Annotated in this window: 15 protein-coding genes and 1 tRNA gene; 2 read left to right on the top strand and 14 right to left on the bottom strand. The window is 58.1% G+C overall.

Translation table 11 applies throughout. From position 1 onward, the window contains the following. Positions 1-439: penicillin acylase family protein (locus tag JFT63_RS12330; RefSeq protein ID WP_198844055.1), on the top strand; the 439-nt coding region annotated here is incomplete at its 5' end. 212 nt (positions 440-651) lie between these two features. Beyond that, a tRNA-Cys gene (locus JFT63_RS12325) sits at positions 652-725 on the top strand. Between the two features lie 156 nt (positions 726-881). On the opposite strand, the gene JFT63_RS12320 is transcribed toward JFT63_RS12325, so the two are convergent. The 14 genes from JFT63_RS12320 to JFT63_RS12255 all read right to left on the bottom strand — a co-directional run bounded on the left by JFT63_RS12320 (position 882) and on the right by JFT63_RS12255 (position 10,089). Further along, entirely contained in the window at positions 882-1,946 is a 1,065-nt protein-coding gene (locus tag JFT63_RS12320; protein ID WP_198844054.1) for a tyrosine-type recombinase/integrase, read from the bottom strand. 3 nt (positions 1,947-1,949) lie between these two features. Further along, positions 1,950-2,186, bottom strand: coding sequence for a DUF4224 domain-containing protein (locus tag JFT63_RS12315; RefSeq protein ID WP_198844061.1), 237 nt, complete (start codon positions 2,184-2,186; stop codon positions 1,950-1,952). 2 nt (positions 2,187-2,188) lie between these two features. Further along, positions 2,189-2,608: a hypothetical protein gene (locus JFT63_RS12310; RefSeq protein WP_198844053.1), complete on the bottom strand. Its 420-nt coding sequence runs from the start codon at positions 2,606-2,608 to the stop codon at positions 2,189-2,191. Further along, entirely contained in the window at positions 2,605-4,437 is a 1,833-nt protein-coding gene (locus JFT63_RS12305; protein WP_198844052.1) for a DNA cytosine methyltransferase, read from the bottom strand. Before JFT63_RS12305 ends, JFT63_RS12310 begins: the two co-directional genes overlap by 4 nt. Further along, complete coding sequence (locus JFT63_RS12300) at positions 4,434-4,979, bottom strand: phosphohydrolase (protein WP_198844051.1); 546 nt, start codon at positions 4,977-4,979, stop codon at positions 4,434-4,436. Before JFT63_RS12300 ends, JFT63_RS12305 begins: the two co-directional genes overlap by 4 nt. Further along, complete coding sequence (locus tag JFT63_RS12295; RefSeq protein WP_233102291.1) at positions 4,976-5,929, bottom strand: phosphohydrolase; 954 nt, start codon at positions 5,927-5,929, stop codon at positions 4,976-4,978. The genes JFT63_RS12300 and JFT63_RS12295 overlap by 4 nt, the downstream gene beginning before the upstream one ends. Beyond that, positions 5,926-6,372, bottom strand: coding sequence for a hypothetical protein (locus JFT63_RS12290; protein ID WP_198844050.1), 447 nt, complete (start codon positions 6,370-6,372; stop codon positions 5,926-5,928). Before JFT63_RS12290 ends, JFT63_RS12295 begins: the two co-directional genes overlap by 4 nt. A gap of 73 nt (positions 6,373-6,445) precedes the next feature. Continuing rightward, positions 6,446-7,255: a DUF2303 family protein gene (locus JFT63_RS12285; protein WP_198844049.1), complete on the bottom strand. Its 810-nt coding sequence runs from the start codon at positions 7,253-7,255 to the stop codon at positions 6,446-6,448. A gap of 45 nt (positions 7,256-7,300) precedes the next feature. After that, positions 7,301-7,651, bottom strand: coding sequence for a hypothetical protein (locus JFT63_RS12280; RefSeq protein WP_198844048.1), 351 nt, complete (start codon positions 7,649-7,651; stop codon positions 7,301-7,303). Positions 7,652-7,711: 60 nt separating this feature from the next. Then, on the bottom strand, positions 7,712-7,954 hold the full coding sequence (locus JFT63_RS12275) for a pyocin activator PrtN family protein (protein WP_198844047.1): 243 nt from the start codon (positions 7,952-7,954) through the stop codon (positions 7,712-7,714). Further along, positions 7,951-8,325 (bottom strand): hypothetical protein, encoded by a 375-nt coding sequence (locus tag JFT63_RS12270; RefSeq protein WP_057012608.1) that lies wholly within the window; start codon positions 8,323-8,325, stop codon positions 7,951-7,953. The genes JFT63_RS12275 and JFT63_RS12270 overlap by 4 nt, the downstream gene beginning before the upstream one ends. Beyond that, on the bottom strand, positions 8,322-8,597 hold the full coding sequence (locus tag JFT63_RS12265) for a hypothetical protein (protein ID WP_198844046.1): 276 nt from the start codon (positions 8,595-8,597) through the stop codon (positions 8,322-8,324). The genes JFT63_RS12270 and JFT63_RS12265 overlap by 4 nt, the downstream gene beginning before the upstream one ends. 10 nt (positions 8,598-8,607) lie before the next feature. After that, entirely contained in the window at positions 8,608-9,189 is a 582-nt protein-coding gene (locus JFT63_RS12260; RefSeq protein WP_198844045.1) for a deoxynucleotide monophosphate kinase family protein, read from the bottom strand. Positions 9,190-9,588: 399 nt separating this feature from the next. Then, the gene (locus JFT63_RS12255; protein WP_198844044.1) at positions 9,589-10,089 is read right to left on the bottom strand and encodes a helix-turn-helix domain-containing protein; all 501 of its coding nucleotides are present in this window, start codon (positions 10,087-10,089) and stop codon (positions 9,589-9,591) included. Positions 10,090-10,396 lie beyond the last annotated feature (307 nt).

The following is a 10,396-nucleotide window of genomic DNA, read 5'->3' as shown; positions in this document are numbered from 1 at the left end:
CCCCCTGACCACCCCCCGCGGCCTCGCCATCGATCGCGCGCCGGTGGCCGCCGCCCTGCGTGAAGCCATGGTGGCCTCCAGCGCAGACGTCAACAAACTCGGCGTGAGTCGTTGGGGGGACATCCAGGTCAGCGGCCAGACCCCCATCCACGGCGGCCCGCAAGAACTGGGTATCTACAACGCCATGCAAACCGTGCCCCGTGCCGATGGCAAGCGCGAGGTCGTCAGCGGCACCAGCTACCTGCAAATCGTCACCTTCGACAACAACGGCCCCAACGCCGTCGGCTTACTGGCGTTTTCCGAATCCACTAACCCGGCGTCCGAGCACTCAAAGGACCAGACCCAAGCCTTCTCCGAGAAAAAACTACGCCCGTTGCCATTCACCGACGCCCAGATCAAGGCCGATCCGAACTACCAGCTCCACACTCTCAAGGAATAGGGCAGGCCCGCACCCCTTGATGCCAGGGCAGAATATTTTTTGAAATCAAGGGGTTGCAGGCATAGGCAAATGAGTACATAATGGCGCCCATCGAACGCAATGAAGCATTAAAAACTTCAATGTATTCAATGAGTTAGAGTAGAGGCGGCTTAACGTAGCCCACTCAAGTTTGTATGCGGTGAATGTCAGCGGCAAGGGCATTGATCGTTTGAGGCCGAGTAGCAAAATGGTTATGCAGCGGATTGCAAATCCGCCTACGCCGGTTCGATTCCGACCTCGGCCTCCACTCTTAAAGCCCCGTAGATCAATGGTCTACGGGGTTTTTTAATGCCTGCGATTTAGTAACCGTTCCGCAACTTTTGACATGCGTTCCGCAACCCCCGGCGTTTTGGCGCGTGTTTGGGGGGGCGGATTTCGTCTGATGGCGTGGGGTAATGGCGGGTTATTTCGTGGGTTTTACAATCTCGCCCACACGTCGATAGACTCTTTTGGTCATCTCTTCGGTGGAGTGTCCAAGCAACCGGCTAGCGTGTGCCAGCTCGATCTCGCTGGCCGCTTTGGGGCGAATGTCCTTGAACTGAAACTGGCGGATCAGCACTGCCAATGCCGAGTCGCCGTCAGCGCCGGCCTTGATGGCCGCTTTCTCGCGGGCTTCATCCCAGCGATTGCGCAGCATCTGTTGGCTCATCCGAAGGCCGGATGTGTTGGTGATCAGCCTCGATGTTTTGATGCCGTTGAGGGCCCGGCGTTCCTGTAGGTCATTGATAAACGCGCACAACCCCGATTGAACACCTTCGTCTTCCAGCCGCAGGCGTAGCTTCTTGGCTGTCTTCCCCTGTTTGACCATCAGGAACCCGTCGACCAAATCAGTGGTTGCCACTTTCAAGACGTCGGCGGGGCGCTGTCCCGTCAAGTAGGCCAGTTTCATAGCGTCCTTGAGTTCCTGAACGGCTGAGTCGTACACGGCATTCCATACGATATCGCCCGCGTAATAATCCCGTGGGGTCTCCTTGTTGCGGCGCACACCGAAGCAAGGGTTTGCGTTGTTGGTCAGGCCCCACTCGCGGGCAATTGTGAACATGTGCGACAGCAGCGCGATTTCCCGGTTGGCCCTGACCTTTGCGGTCCTGGCGTCCCGATACTGCGCGACTACCTGGGGCGTGATTGAATCAATGGGGGCTTGCTCAAATGCCTTCCTGAGCTGTTTGAGTTCCTTCATGTTGTCGTCCTGGGTGCGTAAACCCTTGGTCGGGATGATCTCTTTCACATATCTGTCAAACAAATAGCCCAGCAAGTGGCTGGGCTTCGGTGCCGCTCGACGCTCCAGCCTTGCCCATTCCAATTTAGCCTGGTCAAGATCACTTCCCAGTGGGATTTCCTTGCGCTTACCCTCGGCATCCCTGCCGTTGTAGTAGTAACTGATCCAAGTTTTTCCACTCTTACGCTTGTGGCTTCGTCGGAGCATGCGCGGAGGCAAGTCACGGTTTGATGTGGTTTTCTGGCGCATTGATCAGCTCACATTCGCCAGGTCTAGCGTCCAGGTCTCAGCCGCGGGATTTACAGCGGAGGGGGTGACACCCGCCAACTTCATTCGGGCGTACACCCGGCCGACGATTGGTCGCCGGGCGCCGGTGAGAACATGCTCCCAATGGTTCTCGATTAACCATTGGATTTGCTTGTAGGGCATCTGATAGCCGGTGATGGTGGCTAACTCTTCGTCGGCCAGGGTTTCGCTTTGAAATTCCATCATCATGCCTCCGATCCTGATGCATTTATGATCTGTTCAGCCAGATGCCAGGGCGTCCAGTAGCCATCCTCCATTCGAACGGCGAGCGGTGTTGCTGGGCCGTTCCACCGCAGCCCGTATCGAGGAAGTCCTACACCTTCAGGCGGGCGCGGCGGGAAATCTGGCTTTAGCCCCTGTAGGCGTTCGTTATCGGCGATCAGGGCCAAGATGGCGGCAGGCGTAGCGGCCTCAATGAAGTCGCGGTAGGGCTTAGCGATAGACAGCAATGGCGTGCCATCTATGCTCTTTACGGCGCTCAGCACGTCACCGTCACGTAGTCCACGGCCTAGATTGCTGGTCAGGCGCAGCATCGAGTTACTGGTCCACCAGCTCCATTCAATTCCGCCGGCGGCGAGTGCGGCGGACTTCAGCGGGTTGCTCATGCTGCCTCCAATTGTTCGGTGACGGTCTCGCTCATGTTTGCCCGAATCAGCGCGGCCATAGGTTGAGGCGACACTGAGTTACCAACCATGCGCACCTGGGCGCGTTTAGTGAACTTGCGACCGTCGTGTCCCACGTCGATGACGTAGTTGTCGGGGAAACCTTGGGCGCGATACAACTCGCGTGGGGTGAGCATGCGCATGCCGATATCGACGATCACATAAGGGGTGCCCTTGATCGTGACGGTTACGAGTGCCAGGCGATCCCGGGTTGTGATGGTCGCCGTTGGATCGCGCAGATCGTAGATGTTGTCGGTGCCGTAATAGCCCATCAGGAATGCTGCGACGCGCATTGCCTCCGCCTGGTATTCCGGTGCGAGGGTGTATTCGACGAGGGCGTGATGTTCTGCGCCGGCGGTGATCGTCGGCACCAGTCCATCCATCGGCTGGCCGACGCAGTTTTTGCGCAGCGTGCATAAGTGGGCGGTGACGACATTCTGTTGACTGCCGCTGGTAGTGATCGCTGTCATGGGCTCGGTTGGGTGGTGCCCTGGCGTGACGTTGTAGCCGCCGTTGTGTTGAGCCAGGTAGGCTACGGTCAACGCGAAGTGTCCGCCTTTGACATTGGCGCATATGGCGCGCAGCGGTGAGTCGCCCGGCATGTTGCGTAGGCTGCTGCCGTTTGCGTGCTCGGTGATGAAGGGAGCAAGCCTTGGGGTGACTAGTGCGAAACCGTGGGAGCCGGTGATGGTTTTCGTTGGAAGGTCGACCGAGTGAACGCGTGAGTCATCGCTGCCTGAGTGGTTGACGCTCACGATAAACGGATCTGCGTGATCAATGACATAGCGCTTCGCACCCTTGCGCAGGCGCTCCATGGTCTTGTTAACTAGCGGCCGCCGGACACCCGCGGCCCGGCCTTCTTCCTTGTCGAGAAAGATGCTGGGGCAGGGGATGGACCAGTCAATGCTACTGGCGGCGGTAAGCTGCGGCTTCTGACCCTTTGCTGGTGCTTTCGTGTGGGTTGGCTCTGGCCATTGAAGTGGCTTGCCGTCGCAGCGAGCCACTAGGTAGAGGCGCTCGCGTAGAGTGCCGGCGCCGAAGTCACTGGCTTTCAACTTTCCGTGACGCAGGTCATAGCCCATGCTGCGCAGTATCGATTCGAACCGGCGCCATGTTTGGCCTTTGCGTTTAGGATCCGGGACCAGGTACTGGTCTTGCACTGGTACCCGTTCGCCGACATCGGCAACGCGCAGGTCACGGCATATGACCCGACCTGTTGTCGGGCAGCGCTTGGCGATCAGCGGCCCCCACTGGAGTACCTGCATCACGTTCTCCATGGTGATCATTTGCGGTCGCACCTGGCCCGCCCATTTGATGACCACCCAGGACAGCGAGCGGCTGGTAGTACTGCGAGGTTGGCCGCCGGCAGCAAGACTGTGGTGGGTACATTCGGGACTGGCGTGCAGGTGCAGCACAGGTCGACCCCGCGTCGCCTTGTGCGGGCACACCTCATAGACATCGGTGATGTAGTGCTCGGCGCTCGGGTGATTGCGCTTGTGCATGCTGATGGCATCGGGGTCATGGTTGATAGCGATATCTACCGGCATGCCGGTTGCCATCTCTTGGCCCATGGTTGCGCCGCCGCCGCCGGCGAATAAATCAACGCGAATTCCGCCCACCAAGTTGAGCCCGAACTGAGTGTGGATTGCGCTGGTGATCGGGGTGGGGTTGAAAACTTCGCTTTCGGCCTTGATGGCTCGCTTGAATCTACGTGAGCGTAGGTGGGTAGTGCCCGCACAATCTGGCGATAGTTGCGACTGGAAGGCGGTCATGCCGATAACCTCCGGCGGTGATTGCTCTGCATCAGGGCCATTAGCTGCGAGAAGAACATCATTGATGCGGATTCCGCTGAAAAAGGGACGATGGTCTCCTTCATCGGTTGGACGCCGCGCAGGCACTCCCACTCGCCGGAGTGCGCTGGCATCAGGTCGCGGCGCTCGGTAGCAAGGGCAACCATATCGGCCTGTTTTACGCAGCCAGGCCGATCTGGCTGGATGTCGAACCGCTCGCACACTGCGAGCCAGATCTCATGTTCGACGTATTGATATTCAGGCATCACTGCCTTGAGTGGTCGTGTCATGTCGCCGATGTATGCCTCGGTCGCGTCATGCAGCAGCGCCACCAGCTGGTGCTCGGTCGGCACCAAGCTTGCAACGATCAGACTGTGCTGGGCCACGCTGTAGTGCGCGCGGGTGTGGCCGTTGAATCGGCAGAGACGCGACAGGGCATGGGCAATATCCGCCGGCTTGATCATCGCAGCGGTTGGCCGCAGCAGGTCGAACTGTTGGCCGCTGTGGGTGAGTATCCAGGTCATTGTGCGCCTCCCGATTGACCGCGCAGTTCACTGGGATTTGCTCCGGCAAGCTCATGGTCAAACGGAACGCGAAAACCTGCTGCATTGCGGTGTCCGCCGCCGCCGTACTGGCCGGCAATCTTCGATACGTCCATGCCTTCATCTGTGCTACGAAGACTAAACGAGCGACCAGTCGGTGTATCCCAATAACAGGCGGCGAACGGCTCGCCCTGCGCCATCAGGGCGCCGGCATCACTTGTTAGTGTGTATGGCAAGCTTGCGGCTGGCACGTCGTAACCAGCGATCATCAGGCGACGTTTCGTGACGGCCAGCAGCTCGGCCACATCCTTATGATGTTTGCGTTCGATTGCCGCGCCATCTGAGCGAAGGGACTGGACGTCGGCAGCCATCAGTTGGTCCCAGACTTCGAAGTCGTACGGGTAGCTAAAGAGGTTTGCTTGAATCTCTCGGGTACCATCCAGCTTGAAGAGCCACAAGTCCCGGTCCTCGATATGGCGCAGTAGTTGTGGCGGCTCTTGGTCGGGGAAGTGGTGGTCCCAAGCGAGCATCGCGCCGCTGCGGTTCATATCAAAACAGCAAGCAATTGCCGGGCAATTATGCGTGCGGGCAAACTCGTGTGCTGTTTTCCAGCCGAGCAGTTGGGGGCCGCCATCCTGGTAGGCATCCTCTTCAATGCCAGCGTGGAATTGCTCAAAGCGCACCAGGTCATCGGCAGCGCTTTTGTGGTGGTCGAGCACGATGATGGTGTTGGCCGAGCGGGCAAGCGTCGATAGCACGTCGTACTTGTAACTGAAATCGACGATGACAACGTCTTTCCCGGTAACGTCTGGTGGCTCTTGACCGTAAACGCCTGGCACAAATTCGACATTGCTGCCGAGCGCCTTTCGAACAACCCATGCAGCGCCGAAGCCGTCAGCGCAATTGCCGTGGTAGATGCACATTGTTTTCATGCTGCGTCCTCCGCCACTGCTTGAGTTGGGTAGGCTGACACCCACATTTTCGCGGCGAAGGCAATGAGGTCCCGCTGCTGTTTGGTTGCTTTGCTGACCATTGTTTCGGTGCCGGGGAATGCTTGCCATGTTTCCACTGCGAGACGCAGCGTCGTGCCTACGTTGGTCAGCAGTTCATGATCTGCAAAAGTGCAGACTGATTGAGCTCGAGCTTGAGCGGCGTGGCGGAGTTTGATTTGGTTCCGGAGGTCATGCCTCAAGGCTTGAACCTCTTGATCATGCAGTTCATTTTGGCCATTTAAGCCATTTAAGCCATTTAAGCCATTTAAGCCATTTGCAAGGCCGCGGGCATAAGCTTTCTGGCTGGCCTTGATCAGGTAGAGCGCAGTTGCGAGCCAGCCGATTAACAAGCCAATGACGATGATGGTGGTTTCGGTTTGCATGTGCTGTGTGCCTCGTTAGAGCCCGCCGCCGGACAGTTTTGGTGAGAGGACGGCGACGGGGTGTTGCAGGTGGTTAACCCAGGTTGAAAGAGCCGATGGTCAAGGTTGCGGACCCGCCGACTTCCTGTTGAACGACGTTTTTGAACTCTTGCGCCAGGTCTTCGCGCAGCTGGGCTTCACCGATCCAGCGCAGGCGCAGCGCGGGCTTATCGCCTCCAGTCAGCACGGCTACACGCAAGCGGATGGTGCGTGCGATCAGCCCTTCGTAAGGGGCTATGGTGAACAGGAATTCAGCCGGCAGACCTTCGGACGACTTGGCCTCGATCTGATCCATAGCTGAACGGGACGCGCTCATGTCGCCGACTACGTGCTCGCTCTTGCGCGCTTGCTCGATGCTGATGGAGCGAATCGCTCCGGCTGCTTTGCGCAGGTCGATTTCTTTGTCGTCGGCGTCCAGGGCTTTAAGGTTCGGTGCCCAGTCTTCGATCCAGTCACTGAGATCCTTCTGGGCGTGCTGGCGTTGTGCGGCATGTTCAAGTGCGAGAAACGCAGCAGTCTTTTTCAGGCCCAGTGTCGCGTTGTAGTCGCCGTGCCCAGGGTTTTCAGCGTCACCGAGGTTGAAGTACACCGTGCAGGCCATGGCTTCGCCATCTACAAAGCCCACAGCAGCTGGGCCTTTTGCAGCGACTACGTAGTCGGCGAAGTCTTTGAGCGAATGAGTGTTCAGTGCGCCACGGAAACGGCTGCGGTGTGACTGGAACTTCTCGATGCTATGCAGTTTGACGTCGGACGGCAGGGCCAGCACCGGCGTGAAGGTGTCCAGCGTTTTGGCGTGGGCCAGCAGGGCGGTGTCTTGGATCATCTGAATTGCTTTGGCTTCCATTGGATCTATTTCCTGTTTTGGTGAGAGGTATGGAATGGTGAGGCGTTACGACTTGGCGTGAATCGGTGCATCGTCGCGGGAGAACAATTGATCGGAGTGAGGTGTCTCAGGGAACAGCGTGAGGCAGCCGCCAGATCCGACGTGCATAGGCGTGTCGAGGGTGGTGTCTTCGCTGCGACTGCCGCGCTTGGTCGGTACCTTGTAGGCGAGCTTGTGATTGACGGTCACCTGACTGCTGTCGGCGATCTGTTTCAAGGTGAAGGTGAGCGTGACAGTGCCGACCTTCTTGTTGTCGACCACGCCCGCCGCGACTTCTGAGAGTGCGTGGCCGATTTGGTTGGCGAAGATGCCGGCATTCAATTCGCTAATAAACTCTGCGGTATCAGTGGGTTTCATGTGCTGTGCCTCATTGGTGAGTTGCTGTTTGCCCCTGGGCGGCAGGGGCTACCGTTTGAATCAGGCCGCTTGCTTCGTCGCTTGGGCGTCGAGGTAGTCGGCCAGGTCGTGCAGATAAACGACAGGCTTGGCGCGTACTGAGCAGTGCAGGCGCTTGACCACCAGCGCGATCCGGCCTGCCTTGATTTCGTTCAGCAGGTGGCGGTCGGTGCGGATGTGCGTGAAGTACTGCTCACGCACGGCGGTCAAACTTGGACAAGGCGTGGCGAACTGGCGCCGGAGTTGTTCCACGGTGGTGGTCACGCGGATTCCTCCCCATGCCCCTCCTTTCGGGGCACCAGCTTGAGCCGGATCAGTTCGGCAAGACCTTCTTTGCTCTTGCCCTTGGCCGCTGCCAGAACATTGCCCTTGGCGTCGGCCACTACAGCGCCGTAGGGGTATTCCGGACACTTGACCGGCGTCACGTAGGCGACTTGGCCGTCGGCGATCACGGCGTCAACGCAGCGGAACACTTCGGCAAGTTCCACCGACACGCAGGGCAATGCCTCCAGCAGTGCGACAGCTTCGGCAGAGGCGCCAATCAGCGTGGACCGGCTGATCACTGTTGGGTGGTTGAGGTACATCGGCACCAATTTCAGGGCACCTACAGCGGAGTTGATGGCGGTGGGCTTCATGCTGCGGCGTCCTTCTTGGTGATGGTGATTTCCAGTTTTTTGGCGATCCACTCAATACCCGCTTCCTTGACCATCACCACGCAATAATGGGTGTAGTTACGGAGTGCCGGATTCCAGCGGCTGCGTGGGTCGGAAAACAGGTAGCCACGCTCACGGTGGGCGCTGGCAAGGCCGCCGGATGTATTCAACACGCCGAGTTCCCGCAACCTGGTGCGGAAGGCGCGAGGCTTGAGCCCGAGCAAAGCGGCGGTTTGATCCAGGGTGCGGTTCATGGCTGCGGCCTCAGGCTAAGAGCTGTTCGGCGCGTTGGTGGCGCTCGCGGATCATCAGGAACGCTGCGTCCAGCGAACGCAGGAACTCGTCCACCGTGCCGTTGTTACGCAGGATCAGATCGTCCTGGCGAACGGCTACACCGGCCTCGCTGATGTGTGGGTTCACGGCTTTGGCGTCGGACCGGGATATATGGATGACTGTGCCGCCGCGGCGTCGAATCAACTCTGCTTCGTTTTCGAAGCGCACATCGCTGATGACGAATCCCAGCACCGCGCCCAATGCCTTGTTCATGTAGTCGAGGTTTTGTTCGCCGAGCTTCACCCAGACATCTGGGTGCACAGTGTTGCGTGCCCACTCAGTGCCCATCGACTGCATCAGTTGGCGCGGTGAGCGGTCTAGCCAAGCTAGTGGTTGCTCCTTGCGGTCTCCTTCGAAGTCGGTAGGGTCGAGGTTGAAGATCGCCATAAGGCCATCGCGGAGCGGATCAGCGAACGCGTAGTGCTCCAGCAGGTAAGTGCCTACCAGGTGCTCGGCGGCGGTCGACTTGCCGGAGCGGGCGCGGCCAGTGAGGCCAATCAGAAGAGGCTTCATGCTGCGTCGCCTCCCCATGGTCCTTGGTCATCGCTGGCGACGGCTGCGGGGGCTGGAGCGATGGTAGCGCGCCCCAGATTGACAATGACCAGAAGGCCAGTGCGGCGCTGGATGCGTTCTACAGCGTCGGGGCTGGTTGCTACTGCCGGGTGAAGGTAGACCGGGCAGCGGGTGTTGCTGTGCTGTGTTGTGTGCATGGGTCGTACTCTTTGGTGAGAGGAGTACGAGCGAGACTATACATACGTTTTGGTTGGGTCAATACGTTGGCGAATAAAATATACGTTTCGGGATGGCTGGACGTTGTTTCTTTCGATAGGAGGGAGGTGGTGCGCTTTGCGGATAAGGTGGGGGGAGCCTTGATAGACCCTAATATCCAGTGGTGAAAAGATTGTGTAAGACTTATTTTGGGGGGCCGATGAACAGCAGTTTCAGTTCGGAGAGGCGATAGGTACTCAGCGTCTCAATGAGATCTGGCTGATCGTCGTAGATCTCGCAAACGTATTGCTGGATGAATCCTTGTATAGCTTGGGCTAGCTGCTTTTCTTGCTCAAGCGATGTGAAAGTTTTTGTACCTGCATCGTCAACAACTTTTATTTCTAGCTTGGTTCGTACCTTGGCGGGCTTGCTGGGCGTGCGTTTGGCGGCGATGGCTGGAAAATTATCGCTAACGTTAATCGCCTCTTTCGGCACAGGTGCAGAGTCTTGCCTGCCGGTCCACAGCCAAGTTGCGGTGACGGATAATGCTCTGGCGATCTTCTCGATGTTCTGCTGTCGAGGGCTCTGCGACTCGCCCGACATTATGCGATGAATGGTCGGTTGTGGCACGCCAGAAAGGCGCCCGAGTTCCGTTTGCGATAGGCCAAGCTCGGTCATTCGGTCGGCTATTCGTTTGCGAAGCATGTGTGAACCCTGGTTAAAAATACACGACCGTATTCTATTGCATGGGTGTATACGTGTGCGTATGATTCGAAACGAATAAACGCATTGGCAGCCACGATGAATATCCAAGAAATGCTGAAAGAGCTTCTGAGTCGAGGTCATACCCAGCGAGGTATTGCTGTCCAGATAGGCACCACGCAGCCAACCATATTCCGGGCTGTCAATGGCGCGGACGTTCGATACGAATTGGGTAAGGCAATTGAGAATTTTTATACGCAAGAAGTCGAGCTTGCACGACTGAAACGCGCATAAAAGGCGCCGGGCTAGG

The sequence above is a fragment of the Pseudomonas sp. MF7453 genome (genome assembly GCF_016405455.1).
In the GTDB taxonomy this organism is placed as follows: domain Bacteria; phylum Pseudomonadota; class Gammaproteobacteria; order Pseudomonadales; family Pseudomonadaceae; genus Aquipseudomonas; species Aquipseudomonas paralactis.
This window is presented reverse-complemented; position numbering and strand designations above follow the sequence as displayed.